The organism is Vibrio sagamiensis NBRC 104589 (genome assembly GCF_007990935.1).
GTDB lineage: Bacteria > Pseudomonadota > Gammaproteobacteria > Enterobacterales > Vibrionaceae > Vibrio > Vibrio sagamiensis.
In genome coordinates, this window is record NZ_BJXJ01000004.1 from 60,721 (window position 1) to 86,928 (window position 26,208).

18 protein-coding genes are annotated in these 26,208 nt (G+C 37.9%); 12 read left to right on the plus strand and 6 right to left on the minus strand.

Annotated features, from left to right (window positions below):
* Positions 1 to 186 precede the first annotated feature (186 nt).
* Positions 187 to 2,016, plus strand: coding sequence for a ricin-type beta-trefoil lectin domain protein (locus VSA01S_RS03110; protein ID WP_039980297.1), 1,830 nt, complete (start codon positions 187 to 189; stop codon positions 2,014 to 2,016).
* Between the two features lie 106 nt (positions 2,017 to 2,122).
* Here the strand turns inward: VSA01S_RS03110 and VSA01S_RS03115 are convergent, their stop codons facing one another.
* Entirely contained in the window at positions 2,123 to 4,186 is a 2,064-nt protein-coding gene (locus VSA01S_RS03115) for a M4 family metallopeptidase (protein ID WP_039980296.1), read from the minus strand.
* A 232-nt stretch (positions 4,187 to 4,418) separates the two neighbouring features.
* Between VSA01S_RS03115 and VSA01S_RS03120 the strand changes: the two genes are divergently transcribed.
* Positions 4,419 to 5,726 carry a MipA/OmpV family protein gene (locus VSA01S_RS03120; protein WP_039980295.1) on the plus strand — a complete coding sequence of 436 codons (1,308 nt, stop codon included), beginning with the start codon at positions 4,419 to 4,421 and terminating at the stop codon, positions 5,724 to 5,726.
* 127 nt (positions 5,727 to 5,853) lie between these two features.
* Here the strand turns inward: VSA01S_RS03120 and VSA01S_RS03125 are convergent, their stop codons facing one another.
* Both VSA01S_RS03125 and VSA01S_RS03130 read right to left on the minus strand, forming a co-directional pair.
* Positions 5,854 to 6,117: a CBU_0592 family membrane protein gene (locus VSA01S_RS03125; RefSeq protein WP_050567290.1), complete on the minus strand. Its 264-nt coding sequence runs from the start codon at positions 6,115 to 6,117 to the stop codon at positions 5,854 to 5,856.
* 5 nt (positions 6,118 to 6,122) lie between these two features.
* Positions 6,123 to 7,169: a zinc-dependent alcohol dehydrogenase family protein gene (locus VSA01S_RS03130; RefSeq protein ID WP_039980294.1), complete on the minus strand. Its 1,047-nt coding sequence runs from the start codon at positions 7,167 to 7,169 to the stop codon at positions 6,123 to 6,125.
* 495 nt (positions 7,170 to 7,664) lie between these two features.
* Between VSA01S_RS03130 and hrpA the strand changes: the two genes are divergently transcribed.
* From hrpA to VSA01S_RS03145, 3 genes are all read left to right on the plus strand, one after another.
* Complete coding sequence (gene hrpA / locus VSA01S_RS03135; protein ID WP_083932220.1) at positions 7,665 to 11,693, plus strand: ATP-dependent RNA helicase HrpA; 4,029 nt, start codon at positions 7,665 to 7,667, stop codon at positions 11,691 to 11,693.
* 180 nt (positions 11,694 to 11,873) lie between these two features.
* A complete protein-coding gene (locus VSA01S_RS03140) occupies positions 11,874 to 12,353 on the plus strand; it encodes a porin family protein (protein WP_039980293.1) in 480 nt (159 codons plus the stop codon).
* 251 nt (positions 12,354 to 12,604) lie between these two features.
* Positions 12,605 to 13,120, plus strand: a complete 516-nt coding sequence (locus tag VSA01S_RS03145; protein ID WP_039980292.1) for an outer membrane beta-barrel protein — start codon at positions 12,605 to 12,607, stop codon at positions 13,118 to 13,120.
* Between the two features lie 131 nt (positions 13,121 to 13,251).
* Here VSA01S_RS03145 and VSA01S_RS03150 read toward each other — a convergent pair whose 3' ends face one another.
* Together VSA01S_RS03150 and pilW are read right to left on the minus strand one after the other, a co-directional pair.
* Entirely contained in the window at positions 13,252 to 14,847 is a 1,596-nt protein-coding gene (locus VSA01S_RS03150) for a S41 family peptidase (protein ID WP_145993876.1), read from the minus strand.
* Positions 14,848 to 14,942: 95 nt separating this feature from the next.
* Positions 14,943 to 15,692, minus strand: coding sequence for a type IV pilus biogenesis/stability protein PilW (gene pilW, locus VSA01S_RS03155; RefSeq protein ID WP_083932219.1), 750 nt, complete (start codon positions 15,690 to 15,692; stop codon positions 14,943 to 14,945).
* Between the two features lie 487 nt (positions 15,693 to 16,179).
* Between pilW and VSA01S_RS03160 the strand changes: the two genes are divergently transcribed.
* The 7 genes from VSA01S_RS03160 to VSA01S_RS03190 are packed head-to-tail and all read left to right on the plus strand — an operon-like array spanning position 16,180 to position 25,092.
* The gene (locus VSA01S_RS03160; protein WP_039980987.1) at positions 16,180 to 17,973 is read left to right on the plus strand and encodes a hypothetical protein; all 1,794 of its coding nucleotides are present in this window, start codon (positions 16,180 to 16,182) and stop codon (positions 17,971 to 17,973) included.
* Positions 17,970 to 18,872: a hypothetical protein gene (locus VSA01S_RS03165; RefSeq protein WP_039980989.1), complete on the plus strand. Its 903-nt coding sequence runs from the start codon at positions 17,970 to 17,972 to the stop codon at positions 18,870 to 18,872. Before VSA01S_RS03160 ends, VSA01S_RS03165 begins: the two co-directional genes overlap by 4 nt.
* Before the next feature lie 24 nt (positions 18,873 to 18,896).
* A complete protein-coding gene (locus VSA01S_RS03170) occupies positions 18,897 to 20,927 on the plus strand; it encodes a hypothetical protein (protein WP_050567333.1) in 2,031 nt (676 codons plus the stop codon).
* 56 nt (positions 20,928 to 20,983) lie between these two features.
* A complete protein-coding gene (locus VSA01S_RS03175; RefSeq protein WP_039980990.1) occupies positions 20,984 to 21,565 on the plus strand; it encodes a hypothetical protein in 582 nt (193 codons plus the stop codon).
* 17 nt (positions 21,566 to 21,582) lie between these two features.
* A complete protein-coding gene (locus tag VSA01S_RS03180; protein ID WP_039980992.1) occupies positions 21,583 to 23,973 on the plus strand; it encodes a hypothetical protein in 2,391 nt (796 codons plus the stop codon).
* Between the two features lie 32 nt (positions 23,974 to 24,005).
* A complete protein-coding gene (locus tag VSA01S_RS03185; RefSeq protein ID WP_039980993.1) occupies positions 24,006 to 24,551 on the plus strand; it encodes a hypothetical protein in 546 nt (181 codons plus the stop codon).
* A gap of 10 nt (positions 24,552 to 24,561) precedes the next feature.
* Positions 24,562 to 25,092, plus strand: coding sequence for a hypothetical protein (locus tag VSA01S_RS03190; protein WP_039980994.1), 531 nt, complete (start codon positions 24,562 to 24,564; stop codon positions 25,090 to 25,092).
* Between the two features lie 129 nt (positions 25,093 to 25,221).
* Here VSA01S_RS03190 and metA read toward each other — a convergent pair whose 3' ends face one another.
* Positions 25,222 to 26,160, minus strand: a complete 939-nt coding sequence (metA, locus tag VSA01S_RS03195; protein WP_039980996.1) for a homoserine O-acetyltransferase MetA — start codon at positions 26,158 to 26,160, stop codon at positions 25,222 to 25,224.
* Positions 26,161 to 26,208 lie beyond the last annotated feature (48 nt).

Here is a 26,208-nt window from a genome sequence, read left to right on the forward strand (position 1 = left end):
TTGATATTTTTTTCTTTAATTATTTAACATATTAATGCTGATTTTTCTTGTCAGAAGCTCTCACAGTTCTAAAAATTACTCAGATCTACTGATTGATTTATTCATCACCTGCATTCAACCTAAATGAGAATTGTTAGTAGTGAATATTTGGAATTCTGATAGCCAAAGTAAGTAGGGAATGCTGAGATGAATAAGATAGTAACTTTACTCTGTTGGGTGCCTTCTTTTACCGCACTTTCCAGTGAACCAAGCATAAAAGATTTTATGCAAGCTTTTCAAGAGAATCCGCAAGAAACTATGGATGCTATTCCTGTTAAAAATGGTGCTGATAATCCGTCAACTGATATTGAGGATTTAGAGTTTTACCGCTATGAAGTTAGAGAAAAAATTATTGGAAATGCAGAGCCCAGAGAAGCCCGCTCTCTTTCTGCTAGAAGAGGAAATGATGATCCTGCACGGTTAGTTGATCTAGGTCAATCATTAATTCGTAACCTTTATGAATTGGATAGGGCTACACCTAATGTCAAACGCTTAGACTCTCAACCGTGGTCCGATACTTACTGGCCACTGTATTCAGGTGCTGCAGCATGGCGTTATGCTGATAGAGAACTCAGAGCATCAACTTGGAAACAGTATTACGACTTTAGTTATGTCAATAAACCAGTCGATTATTACCAAGGAAATTCGCGTGATGATCTATCTCCGAGTGAAAAATACGATCTTCTTGTTGGAGATGGTGAGTTTACTTTGACGAAGAAATCATGGGATTCAGGTAGGTCATATTATGAATCAAATGGTCACGTTGAACGTTGGATGGGGCTTTGCCATGGGTGGGCTGCCGCTGCTTATATGCTACCTCGTCCCCAAAAAACAGTGCTAGTTCCTGATGCTAAAGGAGAATTAATAAAATTTTATCCTTCGGATATTAAAGCATTGGGGACATTATTGTGGGCTGAAGCCCCTTTCGACTCGAAATTCATTGGTGGACGGTGCAACATTAAAAACCCAGAAAAAGATAGCAATGGTCGTGTTATTGACCCAAACTGTCATGATAATAACCCCGCCAGCTGGCATCTTTCCGTTCTTAATCAGCTAGGAATTTCTGAACGTAGTTTAATCATGGATGCAACTTTTGATTATCAGGTTTGGAATCAACCATTACTGGGTTATCAAGTCCAATACTTTGACCCTCAAACTCACCGCTCATCGTCGAATCTTTCTGAAGTTGTTATACCATTGCAAAACTACCGTGATGACAAATTTTCTGAATATCGAGCAAGTAATGCAGAGTATGTCGTGGGGGTAAAAATGACAGTAGATTATATGGTTGAGACTAACCCTACCCATCGAAACTCCGATAGCCCTAATTACGATGGTGTGACAAGAGTAACTTATTTCTATGATTTAGAATTGGATGTCAATGGCAATGTTATTGGCGGTGAATGGTATCAAAATCGCCACCCTGATTTTTTATGGACACCATTACCCAATGAAGAAGCTCAGTCTTATTATGATGGGTGGGGGCGGTGGGATATTTCGCAACCCGTTCCTCAACATTGGCAAACACAGGCACCTAAAGCAGCTAGATATAACCAGCCTCTGACATCTGTTGTTAAAGCATTATTTACAGCTTCCTCACAAGATAGCAGCCAAGATAATTTATGGAAACGAATTAAAACGAACACTTCTGATCGAACGCAGTGTTTAGATGTAGAAGTTGCGGAAACCGAAAAAGGCATGGGTTCTAATGTTTTTGGTTGGCGTTGCCATTATGGGCAGAATCAACAGTGGAAGTTAACTTCTTCTGGTCAGCTGATCAATCGTGCGACTCCGGAGCTGTGCCTCGACCAGAAGGGGATTTATATTACGATGGAATTGTGTAATAACAGCATCACGCAAAAATGGCGATGGTCAAATGGGCAGCTCAAAAATCAGCTCGACAATGCTTTAAAATGGAATTCTAGAACGTGGCTTGTTGAAGCTGATATTAATGGAAGTCAATGGTATTTCGAATAATGGAGTATGAAGGCTAAACGTTAAGCTCATTCAATGCCCTGACCCAGAGTCAGGGCATTGTCTTTTCGTTCAGGCCTGAATCTATCCACTGAGTGTTACATAGTGATTAATTACACAAACCTTGGTGAATCCATGTTGAGAAACCACCGAATGGATTTTGTCCCCAAGAATCAGAGTCAGTTGTGAATTTATTACCCCAATATTGTACTGATGAACCAGCAGGATAATAGGTATCTAAAGACCATTCTCCCAGTCCACTGCAAAGATCATGAGGTTCTTGTTGTGGCCCCTGTGGGAATGAGATCGATTCACTGACAGCAATATAAGCATTGGTTGTGCTCTGTGCTCCGGTGATGAGTATTTGAATATCAGTACCTTGAATGCCCCCATAACCACAGTATTCATTATTACCACCTGCGGAAGACATGCAATCGTAATCTGAACTCGACACTGGGCGTTCTATTGTTGTGTAGAGTGTGACGTCTCCCGTTCCACCATTTGTTTGTACCCAAAGGTCATTAATTGAAGCATTTCTTAAAATATAACGTTGCTCATTTGATTGGTTATTGATCAGCACTGGATTATCAAGTGTGATTTCAATCACGTCGCCATTAGGAGAAGGTTGAGGCGTTGGATTTGGGATTGGTGAAGGGGTAGGCCTTGGTGAAGGTTGCCCAGAACCACAATGTACCGAAATACCAACTTGATTAAATGCATTGCTAACTGCCTGGCCATCATAGCCTAATTTTTCTGATGCTTTACATATACCTTCAGCACCTTGCTGAAATGTTGAGCGAGGAGTCCAAAAAAGTTGATTGGCAACTGCATAAGCTTTAAAGGCTTTTTGGATATCCCAGCCTTGGCTTGTTGCAAGGTGATAAAAGGCCTTATTGAAAATGCCGGAGCTATGATGAACGTCAAGGCCATCATAATATTTACTCACATGGCCGATCGACATCCCGTCTTGACCTGGCTCAATAAAATAGCGCATAGCGGAAGCATTTTTCATAACATGTTCACCCATCTTCCAATTGAACTCACCATGAACATATTGTGCAAGAGCAGCAGCAGCAACATCTGAAAAAGATTCATTCATCCCGCCAGACATGCCACGATACTCTAACCCTGAGTTTTGCTCTGTAAAGCCATGACTGACTTCATGTGCGATAACATCCCATGTGGCAAGTGGATACATATAATTATTACCGTCACCAAAAGTCATCTGCCTACCGTCCCAAAAGGCATTGCCATAGTTGCTTCCATAGTGAACCCTCATTGAGAGCTTCTGTCTGATTGGACGGGTGTTTAACCACTCTTCGTACATATCGAAAGTACGTTGACCGAAATAATGGGCATCATTCATCGGTGCATAAGCTCCGTTTATTTGACGATAGTTGTTCACTTGACAATTGAAACGATGAACCTGACCTCCCCATTGTTGGTTTTTCATGTCATAAGTAATGACAGTGGGGCTGTCAAACTGACAATAACTATCAACGTCAAAACCACCAAATTTAGTGTTAGCACCAAAATAATAACGACCACTTTTAGTATTTCCACCAGGGCCTTCTGCTTTTTGAAAGGCAATCCCTTCCCAAGAATCTAAAACGTGCCCAGTTTTTGCGTCAACGATTGTTATAGGTCTTGAAGGTGTTTGACCATTGAAACGTTTAGCATCAACTTTATAAGAAAGATGTGCGGTCTGCTGTTCATCAAGCCAAATCATTAATTGAGCGGTATCTGGGGTTGAAGAAACAAATTTAGGGGCAGCAGTGTAGACTACTTTATTAGAGTTGTTAAAAGTACTCGCTATGCTGATTGCTTGTTGTTGGTTAATCATAGGTATTGTTGAATCGATATCACTTTCTAAGCCAACAACGACTTCGCCAGCGATAGTGTTATGAAAGGCTTGAGATGCATTATCTACAACAACTGAATAACCATAAACGGGGATACCATAAAAAAGTTGTTGTTTACGAGTGAAAGATTGATTGTTGAGTTTTACATCGCCTATTTCACTGTAGCTTTGAGCTAACTGTGTACTTGAATTTGATTTTTTATTAGCTTCTACAATTACACTAGATAAATCGATCGAAGAATGATCAATAATATGTGCAGCTTGTATATGAAAGGCGAGTGGAGCAAAAGCAAAAAAAGTTAAGTATTTCATAATGTAACCTACCTCGTTATTTTATGTGCAACCTAGTTCATATAAATTGCATTTACCTTAACTCCTTAATCCTACTGAATGTAGGGTCATTTTTTATAGATTTGACTTCGATTCAGGAAATTTAACGCCTGTAGAGATCTTGCTTCCGTAATTTGAATATTTATTTTAAGGGGGTCATTCGGTATACTGCTTTTTTTGGTTTATTGAGTTAGCCGCAGTGAATAGTTTTAAAATGTCTCCCTTACCTGCATTGATTTGCTCATTATGTCTCGTTTCGCAGTCAACCATTGCTGAAGATGATAACCATGAAGTTATGTGGGGTATTGCCGCCTTGAAAAGAATGGCTACGATCCCTTTTGATACCGTACATGGTGATTCAACTGTCAGTACATATGTTCCGATGATGTTTTTTGAAAATGAGTACGTTTACCTCAACGGTATTGAAGGTGGAGTGTTTTTATATGGCAATAAACAATCAGATTGGCTAATCAGTACCATAATGCGCTTGAGATTTGTTGATATCCCTAAGTCAGTTCAAAATGCTTATGGAGGTGATAGAATTGATGCGGGCTTTCAATGGCAGTATAAACTTAGTGAACATTGGTTCACAGATGTAGAAATAATGTCTGATGACGAAGGACAAAGTCATTCAAATTTTCGAGTATCAACACAGTTTGAACTTGGAAATTTAGAAATGGTGTCTGATTTGACACTTAGATATAAGACAACCGATTTTAATAGTGAGTATTACTCTTTTAAGGATGCCACTGGTGAATCTATTGGTGCTGGTATTGATATGCGCTTGGGGGTTAAAGGGCGTTACCATGTCACTTCTAACTTATATTTATTAGGTGGAGCAAGTGTAACTAGATTAGATAATCAAGCATTTCAAAGTGCTGTGGTTAAAGATCGTTACGAAGGGGAGGTTTTTCTTGGTTTTGGGTTCTTTAATGATAAAACTAAACCCTATAAAGAGCAGTTAAACAATAGCCAATATCTGCGTGTTGCACATGGTTGGGCAACCCCATCGAATATAGGTGAAATTTTTAAATTTAACAGTAAAAAGGACAACTATAATCATCAACTTTCTTCTTTATTTTATGGTTACCCTCTAACAGATAGCTTGTTCGACTTTCCCGTGGCGCTATTTGTTACACCAGGTATTGCTCATCATTGGTCCTCTAGCCAGCAATCATCAAGCACAGAGTTTGTGATGGCTATCAAAGCCTATTATACTTTTGAATGGCCAACCCAATGGCGCTTTGGTGTTGGAGAAGGGGTGTCTTATATCGATAGTATTACTTATATTGAAGCTACTGAATTAAAAGAAAAAAGCTATACACCAAGCCATTTACTCAATTATCTTGACTTCTCAATTGACGTAAATATTGGGGACCTATTTCAGCAAAAGCAGTGGAATGATATTTGGGTAGGTTACTCACTTCATCATCGATCTGCAATTTTTGAAAAAGCTTCCCAATTTGGTCGTATTAAAGGTGGCAGTAATTATAATACAATGTATATTCAGTTTGATTTCTAACGACAAAAGATCGAGTAACCAAATTACACACTTTAATCTTCTCAAGCAGCACTTAGGCTGCTTGAGTGTTTTAAAGCGCTCTTTTATTATTCTTTAGAGAAAATTAATTACCCTGACCTTGTGCTGGTTATGTAGCAGAAGCTTTTCGTATGAACTGAGTATTAAGAAATTTATATAAAGCGATCAGCCCCCAAGTCCCCTCAAGAATAACAAAAGGTATTACATTTAAATGCCATGAACACCATGCTGCCACTAAGCCTCCTACAGCGTTCATCAATAAATAGATTCGACTTTCATGTGACATGTAGTTGAACATATTAAGGAAAAATGCGACTAAAAGAAGAAATACGGCAACAGCACATATATTATTTGCGGTCTCTGCATCGATCATTAGAATTATCCTTCTTTATTGCTAATGATGACTTTAAGTGAGCAATGATCACCTGCATGAATAAAGGTGTCATAAGCTTCGGCGACTTGTGAAAGATCGAAAGCATGGCTGCAAAGTTGTTTAGGATTGAGGTGTCCAGCACGGATTTGTTTGATTAACATCGGGATAGTATGAGTATGTACTAATCCAGCTGTCATTGTAAAATTACGCTTCCACATATCTTCGAGATTAATTGTAGCAGGTTTACCATGTACACCTAGAACAGCAATGTTACCACCAGGTCTAACAAGCTTTTGTGACATGTCCCAACCTGCTGGAATACCAATTGCTTCAATGACTACATCGACACCTACGTCATCAGTCATCTCAAGTATTTGCTGTACTGCTGTTCCTTCAGAGTTATTTATTGTGTGCGTTGCGCCCATTTCACGTGCAACTTCTAAACGGTGTGGGTTATTATCGATGGCATAGATTTCTGATGGTGTGAAGAACTTAGATGTCATCAGTGCAGCAAGACCAACGGGGCCACAGCCAATGACTGCAACAGAACACCCTGGCTTGACTTGGCCGTCGAGAACCCCAACTTCATACCCTGTTGGAAAAATATCACTTAAAAGAACAAGAGAATCAACATCGATATCTTCAGGTACCAAATGCAAACTATTATCAGCATATGGGATTCTAACGTATTCAGCTTGGCAACCATCAATTTCGTTACCCAGTAACCAGCCGCCATTAAGACATTGACCAAAGTTAGACTTTTGACACATTGAACAACCACCACATGAAGTGATACACGAAATGATAACACGGTCTCCGACTTTAAAGTTATGAACAAGCTCACCACATTCCTCAATGATTCCAACACCTTCATGGCCTAAGATTGTGCCAGGTTTGAATGTGGCTACGTTATTTCTGAGTATATGCAGATCCGTACCACAAATGGTGGTCTTTTCGATTCTCACTACAGCATCAGTGGCATTAACTACTGTTGGAGTTGGTCTCTCTTCTAAAGTTGCTTTGCTTTCACCATCGTATACATATGCTTTCATTGTTTTTCCTTATTAGTTATCTAGCACCCTGACATGGGTTGAGGCAGACTAACTTGTGATTGCGTAATATGAAAACAAAATGTTCATAAAATGTTGCAATATTGTGATCAATGATTTAATTGGAAAGCTAATGATTAAGGTAATAATAATTTATTTATAATTCAATATGTTAGTGTTTTATTGGTAAAGTCGATTGCTGAATGTTGCTCGCCCTTAGGGAGCGTGTCACTGAGTTGACCTTTTGTGTCAGACAACCGTTCTTCTTACCAAAATAAGAAAGAGACTGCTATTCCGCTTCGTTTTCTTCCTTGAAGTTGATTTAGTGACTTCGCTCTGAATCAAGCATTTTAAGGTCACTTAGGTGTAAAAAGAATGAACAGTAACGAGTGCTAGCTAAATGTGAAATTTTGACTATACAAGCCTTTCTATTATCTCGTTTTTAGTCTCGTGTGTTACAATCGGCTTAGTTTGAATAATAAAAGAATAGGAAACGCTTTGACTTCGTCACAGCCCTCAAAAAAGAATCCCGCTGAAGAGCAAGCGGCACCGTCAAATGGTGTTCAAAATGCCAAAGCGAAGCAGACCAATGCATCTCAAGCACAAGTTGCTCAGAATGCCGCTCCTCAGTCTCAAGTAAATAACGCGGCGTCACTACGCAAGGCACTTAACCAGTGCATGATGCGCGATAGGTTTCGTTTGAATAAAAGAATCTCTGGGGCGAGCAAAATCAGAAAAGACGCAGCACGTAACGCTGTGTTTGATGAGATCGCATTAGATATCGCCAAATCCATGATGGTTGCTGAGCAACGTAGTCGTTACCAGCCAACGATTGAATACCCTGAAATCTTGCCAGTCAGCCAAAAACGTGACGACATTGCGAAAGCAATCGAAGAAAACCAAGTGGTTATCGTTGCAGGTGAGACCGGTTCAGGTAAAACTACTCAGCTACCAAAAATCTGTGCTGAGCTTGGTCGCGGTAAGTTCGGTCTGATTGGTCACACTCAACCTCGTCGTCTTGCGGCGCGCTCGGTTGCAAACCGTATTGCCGAAGAGATGGAAACCAAGCTTGGTGAGTTTGTTGGTTACAAGGTTCGATTCAACGATCAGATCTCTGAAAACACCCAAATCAAATTGATGACCGACGGTATCTTGCTGGCTGAAATTCAGCATGACCGCTTCTTGAATCAATACGACACCATCATTATCGATGAAGCGCACGAGCGCAGCCTTAATATTGATTTCATCTTGGGTTACTTGAAAGAGTTGTTGCCACGTCGTCCTGACCTGAAAGTGATCATCACGTCGGCAACCATCGATCCTGAGCGTTTTTCAAAACACTTCAACAACGCACCAATTATTGAGGTGTCAGGTCGTACTTACCCAGTAGAAACACGTTACCGCCCACTAAGTGGTGATGACGATAATGATCGTGACCAACTTGAAGGCATCTTCGAAGCGGTAGATGAACTGTGCGATGAAGGCTTAGGTGACATCCTGATCTTCATGAACGGTGAGCGTGAAATCCGTGATACCGCTGATGCACTGTCTAAACGTAATCTGAAGAGCACGGAAATTGTGCCGCTTTACGCACGTTTGTCGGCGGGTGAACAGAACAAAATTTTCCAACCTCATGCTGGTCGCCGCATTGTACTGGCCACCAACGTCGCAGAGACCTCGTTAACGGTTCCGGGCATCAAGTACGTGATCGATCCGGGTACGGCACGTATCAGCCGATACAGTTACCGTACTAAGGTTCAGCGTCTTCCAATCGAGCCAGTTTCTCAGGCGAGTGCGAATCAGCGTAAAGGTCGTTGTGGTCGTGTGGAAGAGGGTATCTGTATTCGTTTGTACTCAGAGGAAGATTTTGAGTCTCGTCCGGAGTTTACCGATCCTGAGATCCTACGTACCAACTTAGCGTCGGTTATCTTGCAGATGACAGCACTTGGCTTAGGTGATATTCAAGCCTTCCCATTTGTGGAAGCGCCTGACAAACGCAATATCCAAGATGGTGTTCGCCTTCTAGAAGAGCTTGGTGCAATTAACGCAGAAGCGAAAGACCTCGAGTCTCAAGGTAAGAAACGCCTAACCAGCATTGGTCGTCAACTTGCACGCCTGCCAATTGACCCACGTTTAGCACGTATGGTCTTGGAATCACCAAAGCAAGGAGCATTGAAAGAAGTGATGATCATTGCAGCGGCATTGTCGATTCAAGACCCGCGCGAACGTCCAAGTGACAAGCAGCAATCATCCGATGACAAGCACAAACGTTTCTTCCATGAAGACTCAGATTTTCTGACGTTTGTGAACCTGTGGGACTACATCCAGAAGCAGCAAAAAGCACTAACGGGTAACCAGTTCCGCAAGCAATGTAAACAAGACTACCTGAACTACTTGCGCGTGCGTGAGTGGCAAGATGTGTACTTCCAAATTCACCAGTCTATGCGTGAAATGGAGTTCAAACTTAACGATGAACCTGCGTCTTACCATGGAGTACACAGCTCAATCCTTGTTGGTTTGTTGTCGCACATTGGTATGAAAGACCAAGAGAAGAATGAATACCAAGGTGCGCGTAACGCTCGTTTCCATATCTTCCCTGCATCGGGGCTATTTAAGAAACAACCCAAGTGGATCATGTCTGCTGAGTTGGTGGAAACTTCAAAACTTTGGGGTCGTATCATCGCCAAGATTCAACCAGAGTGGATTGAGCCGTTAGCGAAGCACCTGATTAAACGTAGCTACAGTGAGCCGCATTGGTCAAAGAAACGTGCAGCAGTCATGGCACACGAGAAAGTGATGCTTTATGGGGTGCCAATTGTACCAAAGCGTTTGGTGAACTACGGCAGTATCGATCCTACCTTGAGTCGTGAAATCTTCATTCGTAGTGCGCTGGTGGAAGGAGAGTGGGAAACTAAGCACGCGTTCTTCAAGCAAAACCGTAAGCTCCTTCAAGAAGTGGAAGAACTTGAACATAAATCGCGTCGTCGCGATATCTTAGTCGATGACGATGAATTGTTTGACTTCTATGATCAGCGTGTCAGTACTGATGTGGTTTCAGGCAAACACTTCGATACGTGGTGGAAGCAAGCATCGAAGGAGAACAAAGAACTACTGAACTTCGAGAAAGAGATGTTGTTCAAGGGCGATGCCAGCCATGTTACTGACTTGGATTATCCGAACTTTTGGTATCAGAATAATTTGAAGCTGAAGTTAAGCTATCAATTTGAACCTGGAGAAGATAGTGACGGTGTAACGGTGCATCTCCCTCTACCCATTTTAAACCAGGTGGAAACCGCCGGGTTTGATTGGCAAATACCGGGCTTGCGTCATGAACTTATTGTCAGCTTGATCAAGTCGCTGCCGAAGACTGTTCGTAAAAACTTTGTGCCTGCGCCAAACTACGCCGATGCATTCTTAGCTCGTATCACACCAATGGAAGCACCACTTCTCGATTCATTGGAGAAAGAGCTTCGTCGAATGACTGGGGTAGAAGTTCTGCGTGAAGAGTGGAATATGGAACAAGTTCCGGATCATTTAAAAGTGACTTTCCGCGCCGTAGATCATAGAAGTCGCAAGTTAAAAGAGGACAAAGATCTGCATGAATTGAAAGAGAGCTTAAAAGATAAAGTTCAAGAGACTCTTTCAAAAGTTGCGGATGATGATATCGAACAAAAAGAACTTCGAACATGGAGCTTTGGTGAATTACCTAAGGTATATCAACAAAAACGTGGAGGATATGACGTTAAGGCATATCCAGCGATTGTTGATGCCAAAGACAGTGTTGAAATTAAGCTTTATGAAACGGAATTTGAACAAGTTACTGCGATGCAGGCGGGCCAACGTCGCCTGATTTTATTAAATGTCCCGTCGCCAATCAAATACCTGCACACCAACTTACCAAATAAATCGAAGTTGGGTCTGTACTTTAATCCATATGGTAAAGTTCTAGACTTGATTGATGACTGTATCGCGTGTGGTGTTGATAAATTGATCGAAGCGCAGGGCGGTTTGGTTTGGGAGCCTGAAAAATTTGACGCATTGAAGGAACATGTACGAGCTGAGCTTGGTGATACTGTGGTCGAAATTGCACAGCAAGTGGAAACTATCCTGACAACGGCTTTCAATATCAATAAGAAGTTGAAAGGCAAGATCGATTTCACGATGGCGTTTGCGTTGTCGGACATCAAAGCACAAATTGAAGGATTGATCTTCAAAGGTTTCGCGACAGAATGTGGTTGGAAGCGTCTTCCAGATATTCTGCGTTACATGCGCGCGATTGAGCGCCGTATGGAGAAGCTACCGATCGATCCAAACAAAGACCGTTTACACATGCTGAAAGTAGAATCTGTAACTACCGATTATAAAGAACTACTTAATAAGATCCCGAAAGGCATGGTTATTCCAGAAAATGTTAAGGAAATCCGTTGGATGATCGAGGAGCTTCGAGTGAGCTTTTTTGCTCAGCAATTAGGCACTCCTTATCCAGTTTCTGATAAACGTATCAAAAATGCGATTGATGCCTGCTAAACAAGCGGTACAATAGGCGGTATTTGCGCAGGGTTATCACGGCAATACTCATCCTATGGGGGAGGTGGGAACGTTTTAACCTTGCTCTAATACGATAAAACGAGGAAGCATTATACACCTTCCTCATATGTGTAACGCTCATGTTCTTCGAGTGAGCAATAATTAAGACAAAGGTTGATGATGAAGAAAATTTTATTGGCAACTGCGCTGCTCAGTGCTTCTTCTATGGCAATGGCAGACTCATGGATTTATGGTGGTGCCTCTGTTGGTCAAGCCGATTACAAAGGCGAAACAGATACTTCTTACTCTGTACATGTTGGTACGGGCATCTTACCAATAATTGGTGTTGAAGCAGGTGTTACACAGCATGGTAAATTTAAAGTTTCAGGTCATAAGACAAGACTAAAATCATACTACGCGGCTTTAAAACCAAGTATTGATTTTGGTCCACTACATGTTTATGCGAAAGGTGGCCTTCACCAATGGGACAAAGATGTGTCTGGTGCAAAAGATGATGATGATTTAGACATCATGTATGGTGTTGGAGCAGAATACTTCGTTTACGGACCTTTATCTGTTGGCGCTAGCTATATGAACTATACAATTGATAAAGATAACGTTGACACTTTTTCGTTAACTGCAACGTTACATTTTTTATAATTTTTCTCTAATACTTATTATTTTAAAATACCAGCACTTGGCTGGTATTTTTTTTGATTAAAAACAGCATTACGTAAAACTTAGGTATATAGTTTAATTATATCTTTGTTAAAAAGTTTAATCCTTATCCTCCTAAAGAAGAAAATTGGCAATAAAAAATTATAAAAGTCTTTTTTATTAAGGGTTTAAATAATTACAAACATGATAAAGAACAACAAGCATTTTTGAAATTACACAAGGAAGGGAGAGTTATGAAAGGAAGAATCTCGCTGTTGGTATTGGCTGTTTGGTCTACTCCTGTCTTCGCTAACTCATGGCTTTATGCCGGTGGTCAACTTGGCCAATCTCGTGTGGAAAATGAGTCAGATATAACATATGGTTTGCATGTAGGGACAGAAATCATGCCACTTATCGGGCTTGAATTTGGTTACTTTAAACATGGTAATATGGACTTTTCTTTCCATGGATTAAGTGGGAATGCAGATCTTGCTTCTTTTTATGCTGCTGTCAAGCCGAGTATTAACTTTGGATCTCTACACCTATACGCAAAAGGTGGCATTAACTCTTATAACATTGACTATAAAGATGATATTAGCTATTTGTACAAAGACGATGGTATTTCTTATATGTTTGGATTGGGATTGGAATATCTCATTTCAAAAAGTTGGTCTATGGGGGTGGGTTATCAAGCTTTTGGTTTAGAAATGAATACAAAAAGCGAAGCCCTTCATAGTTTGACTGCTAATATGACGTTTCACTTTTTTTAAAACCAATCTACGAAAATACAGCGAAACGAAACCCAAGTGACCTTAAACTGAACAAAGTATCTTGAGGTTACTTGGGTTTTGTTACTAAAAAGCTATATCCACTCATATTCAGCCACCAAGAGCGATGAAGTTCACGGGTTATGAGGGTAGATATTATCAAGTGGTAGGTGAATGCTCTCATTGTGCCACGGCATTTTTTTAAGGAATAATGAGGGAGAATGTTGTATGTATCCCGCGTTGTAACTGGCGTTAACCGTTGGCTCCACATCGGGACAGCGCTGGCTAGTAATGTATTCCAATGCTGCAGATAATAACCCTTCCTTAGGGTCTCCCAATAGCTGGGTAAGGTCATCACTAACAAGGCAACCTTCGACAAGATTATCTAAACCAGTATTTACTGATACTTGGTCCTTGTCAGTTGGGATGAACCCGTCGTCAAACTTATAAAAACCTTTGGCATTGATGGATTGAAACTGTACGGTGAAATACATATTGCCACAGTTCTGCTCGGGGACAAAACCGTAAGGTTTACCCAGAGTTGGCAATCCAATCTGTATGACATCAATATCTACACCTCTAAGGCCGTTGATTAATAATTCACTTGCAGAGGCGGTTTGCGCTGAAGTGAGGACAAATAGCCGCTGTGAATTTAGCGATGGTAAAAATGAGTGAGTAGGCTGGTTATTCTCCCAATCGATTTGGCGGTCGATAAATTGGTATTGATTGTGACCCTGTTGAGTAATGTGGGCCATTTTGTCGTTATATATTAATTCAGCAAAAAGAGACGCTTCGCTTTTACCACTGATCATATAAGCCACTTGGGCAGATTGACCGATTAAACCACCACCATTGTAGCGTAAATCAATGATCAGCTCGTCGATATCTTGATCTTTGAAAAAAGTAAATGCCTCAATTAATGGCATTTGAGCATGACTGACAAACGAATTAAATTGCATGTAACCAATATATTTGTCTTGTAGAGGAATAACTTTAACGTTATGAACTGGCGTTGTTATTACTTCAGTGGCAGTTAAAGTGACAACCTTTGGATGGGTTTCGGTAGACTGGAACATAAACGTCACTACTTGGTTTAAATCAGGGTCACTCAGAACTTGATTAATCAACGAGAGCTCCTCTTCGACTACAGTGTTCACCACGTCGATGCCGTTTATTTCTAATAATTGGTCACCTCTAACAACCCCCTGCAATGAAGCCGGGGAATGGTCATCTGTGTAAGCAATTCTAATATCTCTTGGAGGCTGATTATGTAGGGTCTTAAAGTGAAACCCAAATCCAGCTTTTAGCCCTTTTTTTTGAGCCTTCATGTAATCGTCGTAAGAAGCTATATAATGAAAACGATCTTTGAAACGGCCTTGAGGTGTTTTGTCTGAAGTGATCAAAGAAGCAAAATAATGAGCAACGGTATCATAAGTCAGAGGATCTGTATCGATGACTTCGTCATACCAAAGATAGGTTTCGTGGTTAAATGCCCTGAGATACATCTTTTCCGAGAAAGTTGAACCATAGCGATCAGGGTAAAACTTGCCATTGAAAGGATCTGTACCCACTCTGGGTTCTTCACATTGATGTTTGAGCTGGTAAGAAGGGATGGAGAAATCACCCATCGACCAATACAGATCTGGGTGAGTGCTCTCTTTACATCCCCAAATTAATGTCAAGGGCAATATAATTGACAGTAGTTTGAGTGAATTAGGTTTGAACGACAATGGCAGATCCAAGCAAAGGGAACATAATTATAATTGTGGGTGGTAAGACAAAAAAAGCCAACAATTACAGATGCCAGTAATATTCAAAATTAACCTTAAACTAGGTTATCAAGGTGATTTTGATGCTCTTCAGCGCTTACCATATTACCAAGTGCGGTTTCGAGCACTACCATTAATTCGAGGTAAGCCTTGGTGGTACCAAAAGCTTGATAAAAGTGTGACAAGCTTTTTTGAGCAGAGGAGTATTCTTCATTTTCCAACTGAAGCTTCGCTAACTGAAGTAAAGACACTGGACGATATGGGTCATGATCAATTGCGCGGCGAAAATTGTATTTGGCTTTCTCTGTCTTACCTGCTTTTAAAGCGCAGAGGCCTGCGTTTTCATAGCTGTTTGGCACAAGCGAGTAGTCAGGTTGAGCAATTGCTTTGTTAAACATAGTATCCGCAGCATCATATAGGTTTTTCTTACACAAAAAAGTGGCATAGTTATTTAATACATGACCGTTATTGTAATGTTTGTTCAGCGCGGACTGGTACATCTTGCTAGCTTTATGTTCATCACCGACACGCTCATAATAATGCGCCATAGATAGCTGTGCTCGATAATAGTTAGGTGCGTAAACAAGCGCTTGCTGAAAATTTTGATAAGCACGAATCATATTACCTTGCTGAAGGTAACCTACACCAAGATTAACTCTTGATTCAGATAATAGAATCGGGTTGGCTACTTTCTGTAATTGCCCATCTGTTACGGTAACGCAACCGGTAATGAATAATGAGGTTATATAACTAACGACTTTGTGAAAATTATCGGCCAATAGAATGAGTTTTTTATTGATGTCCATGACCGAATCTACCCGCATCCATATATGAATTCATACTATTATATTGTTAATAATAAAAAGGTAATGATTTCAGATAAAAAAGCATTTCTTAAGCAGTAAACATGCGACTCAGTTTGCAAAATTGACAAAAAATCTCAAAAAAAGAAAACGAACATTCTATTTTCTATTGAATTAATATTGATGTCAGTTTTTCGTATGATGAGACAAAACATTAATTTAATGTTTTATGTAACATTAAATTGGATTTTTATTTCAATTAGCATCACATTTGTTTATTGTTAGGATGATATAAATAAAATTAATCTTACTTTTTTTAAAAAAACAAACAAATGTAATAAAATATTTATTTGACTTTTTTGAATATATATAAAACTAACGCTAAACATTTGAATTTAATGTCATAATTGATATAAATAGCGAGCTTTGCTACTTTGTGGGGGTATTTATAAAATTAATTTGAGAGGTTTGAGTGATTCGGTTTGTAATAATGATTTTATTAATTAATAGTGCCACTTTATTAGCAGAAGAATGTCCACTTACCATACAGCTCACAAACTTTGAGCCAAAACAATGTTATTATAAATATAATGAAGAAAGTTGTAATGATATATGTGAAGCATCTGAGTTTGATCAAGATTTACAATGCTTTAAGACGATTGATGTGCCATGTAGTGTTAAAGAAAATATTTTAAATAGCGTCGATGCTTACGAAGAAAAACTGGGTGTAAAGTGGGTCCACATAAGTCAGATATTAAAAAATAAAAATATAATTGACCAATTTTTTCCTCAAGGAACAGTTATTCATCAGGATATGTATGAAAGACTTTATAACTTTCACACCATTCGTAGAAAAAAAGAAAAAAATAGCAAAGCAAGTCTTGAATTTAAAAAAATGATGTTCAGATTGAGAGGAATTAAAAAAGTAGAGAGTATAACTGATAGTTTAAATCAAACTGCTTTATTCAACCGTTATTCATTAGCTTTACATTTAGAGAAAGAAGTAAACGATGAGTATAATAATATTATTTCTAAAGTGTCTAACTATCCATATTATAACTCAGATGAAGTAGAAAATATCCATTCAGAACTAGAATTAATAAAGAATAACAATTTGACTTTCTGGAATATACTAAAAAATATAGACAAAGATCTTGCTATACAAAGTAAGTATAAAAAGTTAAATAAGAGGCTTAATAGACTAACCAATCGAATTAACAAGCTTAGTATAGATAAGAGACAAAAGTTCTTCCAAAAAGCAAATATTGAATTTTCAGAAGTAAATATTTCAATGTTTTGGTGTGATGAAAGCTCTAAGGAAGTATGTATCCAGCCTTTAGAGCAGGTAGCTATACCTTTATTCTACAATGGTGTTGACCAACAATTAACATATTTTGAAGATAAGCTTTTTATGATTGAGGGAGAATTAAACACCTATGAATTAAGTGCAAACTATGATGGAGAACCTAACCAGAATGATAAAGGTCCAAAAATAAATATCTCAGGATTTTTGGAGGAAAAACTGTCTAATTACATGAATAATTCTACAAATAACAACTTAAGTTACTTAGAGGCAGCAATTAATGTGGCATTTTTATCTGTTAACCGTGATGGAAATGCTATTTTTGATGAGTTAAACAATAACTCGGATGATGAAATTATTGGGCGAGTTTATACACACCCTATTGATAATAAACCTCTATGGTTATGTGATGATTATTTAAAAACAGAACCTGAAATAAAATCTTTGAGTATAAAAAGTGTTGAGGTAATTAAAGATTTAAAGACGATAATACAAGAAATTAGACAACAAGGACATAACAAAGATCTGAAGTTACGAATGTTTCAGTTGGTGAGTGAAAAAAATAATTTATTAAAAAGATTAGAAGTATTAAAAGCAATAAATAATTTCAAAAAAGATAGAGAGATAAATATAGTTTGGCGTTTAAATAATGATACAACAAAGTTTAGTGAAGAAATTAAAAATGTTGATATTTTATATTTATCCATGAACGGCGTACATTGGATACCTAGTTTTTATAATGAGATACAGGCGTTAACTGGAATTAAAGAGCTAGGAACAATGAGAGGAAGTTTCTTACCAAGTGGGAGTGGTGAAATTTCTGCCATGAATACAATAAAAATGAAACTTGAAAAGTCTGCCTATCGAGCTTGTACAAATGATGATAATGAAATAAGGATGATTATTTCTGTAACTAATAACCAAGGTCAAATAAATAAATATACTTTAATAGCAAATATTAATGATAGGAATTTTCAATGAAATTTAAAATACCATTTTTAATCTCTCTTATTATATCAGCCGGTGAATCTTTTTCAGAGGAAATCATCTTTAGTGCGGAGAGGGACTGTAAAAGAGTTGAAATGTCGAATGGAACTCGATTCACACCAAAATGTAAATTTGATACAGAAAAAACTATTACACCTAATTATCTTAAAGAAAAAACTAAGTTTAAAGATCTTAGTTACAAGACAAAGTTAGAGTATAACTTTACATGTGAGTCACTTAGACCCCTTAATCTAAACTTTTCAATGTATGATAGTAGAAGAGAAAAGTTGAATATCAGCGTTTCTGCTGACCGTGCCGGACAAAATCAATTTGCAACGGTAAACCATAAATATGAGCAATTAAGAGTGAAATTCAATCGGATTGAAGGACTTTCTGGTTTTCAAGTTATGAAGCCTGGATGTTCAATGGTAATTGATAGTATTACATCATATCCAGACCCTTATTCAATTAATACATATATAGATGGCCTAAATACACGTGATAATTGGATCGCTTTTTTGTTAAGTAGTACAGCTCCATCATCAGACTATATAACGATAAGGCACACTTTAGATATGACTATTAATTTCTTGAAAAGATTTGCTCAAAATAGCGATGACTTTTTGGATAGAATTGAAGCTGAAGGGCTAGTGAGTAAATTAGAACAAGCGAAAGATGAACTATACATAAGTTGTGAAAATGGTGAGCCTAATTACTGTAGTCAAGAGGTACAGAAAATACTTGTTATATTTAGATTGGAAGACTCTAAGGTGAAAAAATCAAAGCAGGAGGTGAAATTATTTATAGAAAAACAAATAAGGTGGTTGGAAAATAATGGAAATATATTAGATGAAGATTTGAAAGAGTTAAAAGATATACACAATAAGCTCTAATAGATTTAAAATAAGGAATAATTTGTGAAACAAAATATTTTGAAGGTAGCGATTGTTACCGCACTTGGCCTATGCCATAGTAGTGCTAACTCAATGCCTGATACCACGAAAGGCGATCCACTTAGTAAATTGGGTATTGAGCTCCCATCAAGTATCGGTAATGTCGTACCAGATCATGAGAATCGGAACACGCTTCATGTTGGCCCTGCAAATGTTAAAGAAATCAAAGGGGATTATACTGAGCTAGATAGCAGTGGTGCAATGTGTTCAGATTATTTAAATATGAGACGCCAGACATATACGATGCCGCTAACTGCTGAAGAAAAGCAAAGGGCTAGTGATAACGGTGAATACATCAGTAACTATTTTCAAATAACTTATTCAATCGCTAATCAAAATACTGACATGTTGAATATTATTAAAGAAAATAGAGCCAAAGTAAGGGCCGCTGGTTTAGAAAATAGAGATAGAATTGCAAAATTTAAAAGCCTTGAAAGCTTATGGTTTGAATATACTCAAGAAAAAAGCGAAATTGAAGAAGATCTCAAAGATATAGAAACAAAAAGGAACGGTGAGTTTCTTAGTTTAACGAGTGAAAAATCCGACAAGATAACAAATTGTGTATCGGCAAACACGAGTGATACAGCTAAAATGCTTTCCTGTATACAGGATGCTAATAGTGAATACTCATCAAAGTTATCAGCATTAAATGCAAAGTACGATAATCGTATTAATTCGCTATCATCAAATTTATCTGAAGTTAAGAGAAATAAAGATTCTATAAGAGGCGAGTATTATGCTGAGAAGGCTTATCAGGAAGCAAATGCACAAGAGTTAGAGTTAATTCAGGATGATATAAAGTTTGCTTCAGCTATTGTTAAGGCTCAGCAAGATGTTGTGAAATTCTCATTCAATATAGAAAAAGAAACACTCAAAGAAGAAGAAAGTAAAATTGTTGGACGTGCAACAGCGGGATATAACCTTTATCACAATGAAGCAAAAGACTTGAAAAATATACTTGCAAAGTCTGGAAAATCTTACTTCGATGTAAAACAGCTTGAAGTGTTCAATATTCGGTTAAATTCTGGCGTGACTGTTGATAACTTTAAGGTTAAATCAAGCGGAGTACCACTTTATCATCAGAATGTGATTACTTATCCAGCTGATACTTTGGTCAAAAAGGATGCGCTAGATGTATGGGAGATGCCTTTTGAGCGCTTAGAAAGTGACGAACGTCCAAAACAATTGAGTTTTAAAGCAATGGACGAAAAAGCCTTTGGTTCTGGTGGCTTCGTTTTCTATGTAACAAAAGGGGCACGCTGTGGTGAATATAAACACAGTATGGAAACAAGCTACTCGTCAAGCTCAGGAAGTTCTAAACCTGTTTCTTGGACTGTAGAAGAGAGCTATTACCAGCCTTTGGATAATCAGGTCGTATTTACACAGCCGGTTGGCTTATCTTACAGCTATTATGCTTATCCAGGAAAAGTGAGTGGTTTCTGTACAATCAATGTTGATCGTATGAATAGCTATTGGAGAAATGCGGGGAGCAGCCGAAGGTGGAGTTGGTTTAGAACTAAAACGAAGTCTTGGGATGAAGTTAAAACCACTGCTCGAGACAATATGGGAATGCACTGTAGTCTAAAAGTGAAACCTCAAGGAGCAAATCCAAGTGAATCTCGTGAAATGGCTGATAGCTTTGAGCGTCAGATGTATAACGATATGTGGCAAATGTTCCTCGCTGTATACGCGGAAGAATATAAAGTTGAGGTCGTTGATAAAGACAATCCAGAACTAGAAACCAGCTCAGTTGGTAATGACATTGCTAAAGGTGTTATGGGTATCTGTCCTCAAAACTTATTCTGTCAAATAGGTGGCGTTGTTCTTAAAACACTTGATAGCCTTGGAGGTGGAAAAGCTCAAGGAACGACTTCTAGTACAAGTACCCAGTATGGAACAATTCGTAAGAGCTTTAACAAAGATTCGTATGTTATTAATGAGGGCAGTGCCTTAATTAATGTAAAAGTTTGCATTGACAAAAATAGATGTGATTAAGCGATAAAATTGCTGGAGATATTTCTCCAGCAATTTATTAAATTCAGGGATAATAAATGAAAATAAAAATAATTTTTGTAGCATTACTTCTATGTGGTTGTGCTTACTATGCTTTCTTTTATGAGAAAAGTGAAAAAATCATCAACGATAATAATCTAACAGATTCAAGCTCAGACGAGATAGTCGAAATAGAAAAAGGTGATGAAATAAATGAATCTTACAAAAAAAATAATAGCACAGAGGTTAGGGATAACTTTCGACAAACTGATGAAAATAATGTAGATACTGATGTCTCTGAACAAACTCTTAAAATCAACTTAGAAGATGAAGGTTTAGATAATATTTCTAAAACAGAAGCAATGTCAGAAATTATAACGCACTTCCCACATCTAGAAGAGCCAATTAACCAGTATTTGGAAAAAGTAAGAGAACAAAAACTCCAAATAGATGAAATAAAGGAAATCATGGTGAAAAGAAATGATTCTTTTAAAAGTGGAGATAATGTTGAGTGGTTAGATGAGCAGATTGAAAGAAAGCGAGAAGCCGCTTTAGCTCAGGCTGAAGTACTAGGCAAAGAGGCGATGTCTATCAATGAGCAGATCAGAAATGCAGCACGTGATTTTATTAATAATAGGTAGACAGGTTAATACCATTTATGGCTAGAATTAAGAAAGTTATTTATTTTTTATTTATTATGTATTCAGGTTTTCTGAATGCATTGGAACATGAAGACTCAAAATACAGTGAAGACAGCATTCTGGTTATAATAAAAAGTGATCAGAAAGTAATGGATTCATCATGTGGAAACTTATTAGATTTAATGTCTTCTTTAAACAGAGAAAATATTTATGATAAATCATTTTTAAATAAAAAAGATATTGAGTTTAGTAAATCTGTTCTTGAGGATATGCAGTCAAAAATTTATTTTGGTAATGATCAATTTGACTTGGACTCGATAAAAACACATTATATAAATTATGGTTTTTACGGCATAGATGATGGGAGCATAGAGTCTGATATAGAACTATCAAAAATAAGCCTCGTAGGGCAATGCGAAATTATAGACTCCGTGTTAATCTCAAATAGTCATTTAAATATCAATGTTGATGCTAAATTAACCGAATGGAAATCGAATCAAGCGGAAGAAAATCAAGAAAATTATGATAATACACCCTACGACTTTTTAAAAAATTCATATGGTTTTGATGGAATAGGCTTTGGTGATCATATAAAGTCAGGAGTTTGGCTACATTACCCATATAGCTTACCGATGGAGGAATCTAGAATTGACGATTCCATTGCACTTCTTTGGGATTTTGAAGAAATAGAGATTAATAATTCAATGCTTACAATGATTCCAGATTCCGTTGAGAAGTGGATTTATCAGGGGTGGTCTGATTCATGCAAGTCCATTGAAATTACATTTTCATTATATCCTGATTTCAGTAATGTTGATCGTTCCATTGTATCCAAAGATGACTCTTGCTTTAGTAATGATGACTTTATTCAATCTATAAAAAGTAATAACCATATTGACAATCAAGCTTTATTAAGATTACTTGGTGAATCACAAACACTCAATGAATCTTTTATCCCAATCGATCAGTATGGCAAACCAATAAGATGTGATGAAAGAAATAAGTTTTCTAATCTTAGCTGCTCTAGACAAGTATTTAACTCTTTTAAAAATAGCTTCCGAGATTTCTTTTCAGGTAGGCAAGATCTGTATATCAAGATAAAATTTGATGACTTCATTACTAAGAAATACTTAGTATCCTCATCAAATAATAGTATTACTGAACTTGAATCATTTCGAGAGTTGAAAGATATCGAGAGTAAAGGACATGTGATTGAAAATCAGAGTTCCACTGAGACAGATAGTTCCACTGAGACAGATAGCTCCACTGATGTTGATAACGAAACCAATACGTCAGATACAGGAACAAGAGATGAGAATTCCACAGAATACATCAATATATTGCATGTTTCTGAATCGGTAGTTCAACCACACGAAGGAGCATTGGCCTGTCATGACCTAATGGAAAGAGTCAATTCAATGAATGTGCGGCATCAACTTGGCATGGAAAGTCTCGACCTTGAAAAACTCACATTTTCTAGTGCCTTAAATGACTCTGATGGGTACATTAATGTAGATGGAAAAAATATTAAGGCGAACATTGTTTACGGTAAAAACTACGAATACAGAGTTATTCCTGTTCTAAAGGAATATTGGAATGCTCATCAAAACATATCGGGAGATATCTATTCTTATCCTATATCTGGTTTTTGTAGCCTGCCTGACCAAGTTCGTCTTTTCAATCCGAATGTAAGAGTCGACATTCCACAAAGCATGATTAGCTGGTCGTCATCAGAGGCAATTAATAACCAACATCACTACGATAACGAACCGAGTGAAGTATGGAAAACTTTATATGGTTATGATGGCCTTGGATTTGGTGAGTATGCCAAAGGAGGGATTTGGTTATCTTTTCCAAGAGAGGTATCAGGCTATATTTATAATATGGCTGAGTTAGCATTTCATTGGCAGTTTAAACAAGGAGAAGAGCTCGATATCAATAATCTTCCTATTCCAAGTTCTATTAGTACTGTTATCGAAAATGATTGGTATAAAAATGCTTCAAACATTAGCTTGCGTATTGCATCAAATAGAAATTTTGTTAACTCAAGTGTAACGGTCGGTCGTTATATTAGGGATAATAACGCTCAATACTTTTTTCAGAAAAAGAGTTACCTAGAACTAGATTACGACTTTGAAAGTGGTTTTATTGATAAGCTAAGACAAGCAGATAAGATCAACCAAACCATGTTTTTAAGAGACAGTTATAATCGGCAAGTTATTTGTGATCAAGAAGATCTCGTATCTTTAGATGGATGCAGTCAACCTATTGTACTGAGCTTTGAACCTATCTTAAGAGGTTTCATGCGTGGCGAGCATAATCTTTATGTTGAAGTATCGTTTGACGATAATGTAATGAAATATTTTGAAGTTAGTAAAATAGATGGTTCTATTAAAGACCTTCATTAGATGGTGCAGGTCACAGTCAAAAAAGTAACTCAATGAAATGGTTAAACATGAAGAGATATATATTAAAGCTAATTTTTTTAATGACTCCAGCAATAACTATTGTGAACGACAGTGTCGCATCTCCTGATGAGTTTTATGCCACTAAAGTGACTGGTAATTTTGTTTCTGGAATGGAGTATGATTTTTTGCCTCGTTTAACAAGTGAAAAAAGCACACTTTTCACGATAGATGTCATTGACACTCCACCAAAAGAGGTTCAAGTTACAGTGTATTCGCCAATTTTTGCCGCTGGCAGAGAGGTGTGTGGGGTTCCACCTGTGGATAGAGATAAATCGATACCTTGTATGAAGGGACCAGACAGTGTATCAGTCATACTTGATTGTCATGATAATAACGGAGAAATAGTTTACAGTGATTCAGAAACTTACAGGGGTCATCAAGGGCGATTTCCTCTCTATTGGGTCACCGATATAAACAACTTTGAGCAATGTGACTTACTGAAGCTTCATATAGAATCATCGGCTGACTTCTTCGGTATATTATCGCAAACCAATGTGAAAATATTAAAAAGTTTTTAAGGGATTTATAATGGGTAAATTCAGTCGGTTGAAAGTATTTTTGCTTTGTATACTTATAACTAAATTTGCATTTTCTAATCCATATCCACTTAAAGCATCATACATGGATGAAAACTATGAAGTGAGTTATATTGTTGGAGTAGAGTTCTTGTTTGATGAAATTAACAGTGAACAAGAAATACTCATCGAAGATTGGAATAGAGGCTTACGTTGGCCATATCGCACTGGACAACTACCAGGAGAACCACCGGAAGTTGTGAATATGGAAATTGATACACCTATAAACATTGAAGTGGACTGGCATTACGAACCAAGCATAAATATTGTTTTTGAATGCATCGATAGTATTAATAATCAAAATGTACTTCTTAAAGCAAAAAAAATCGACAACCTTTATGATGGAGAGCTCTCTCTTAATTATTCTTTTGAAGATGTGTATATAAAAAACTGTACAGATTTTAGAGTGATGATTAGGCCTTCCCGGGGGGTACGTTATTATGAGACAGGTACGATACGAGTGAGGTTCTTAGCACCTTTTTGATTTAGTTGCTGGCATACCAATCTTATTCCCAAGTAACCTTAAGATATTTAATTTAGGCTATCTTTAGGTTACTTGGGGGACCATTCTTAATTTTTAGAAAGATGCATCTTTTGGCGGGTTATCCATTGGTTAATCATGCGTAAATGCTGCTTCGCTGAAATGTTCCAGATCGTATGGTGTTTGTTGGTAAACACAGTAGTTCAACCAGTTTGAAAATAATAAGTGACCATGACTTCGCCAGCTAGCGACCGGTGAATTATCTGGATTATTATTTGGATAATAGTTAACGGGTATAGCTGGCTCCATCCCTTCACCTAGATCACGCATATATTCACCATGTAGGGTTTGGGCGTCGTATTCAGGGTGACCTGTGACAAAAACATTACGTTTATCTTTAGTTGCTGCTAAGTAGACACCAGCCACATCAGACGTTGCAAGTATATCAAGATCAGTATGTTGCTCTAGAAAAGCAGGGGAGAAGTCCGCGTATCTCGAATGCGGTGCTAAGAAAGAATCATCAAAACCACGTAAAATAGGGTGATAGGGGTGATGAATTTGATGATGATAAACACCAGAGAGCTTTTCTTTACGAGTTTTCTTTGGTAAATCATACAATAATTTAAGCCCAGCTTGTGCTGCCCAACATACGTAAAGTGTCGACGTTACATGGTGCTTTGCCCACTCCATGATGGTTTTAAGGTGGTCCCAATAGATAACATCTTCAAACTGAACTAACCCCAGTGGCGCACCGGTAATAATTAATCCATCAAAGTTCCTATTTTTAATGGTTTCGAATTGACGATAAAAAGTATCAAGGTGCTCTGTTGGCGTATTTTTACTCGGTCGGTCATCAATGCGAAGTAACTCGACGTTCACTTGGAGTGGGCTGTTAGAGAGTAAGCGAAGAAATTGTGTTTCAGTCTCTATTTTCTTAGGCATTAAGTTCAGGATTAATACACGCAAAGGTCGGATTTCTTGGCTTGCAGCACGACTTTCACTCATGACGAAGATATTTTCGGTCTTCAATACGTCACTAGCAGGAAGTTGATCGGGAATTCTGATGGGCACGTTATCTCTCCTTGTTAAAATTTTAGACGTCCATATGTCTAAACCTAA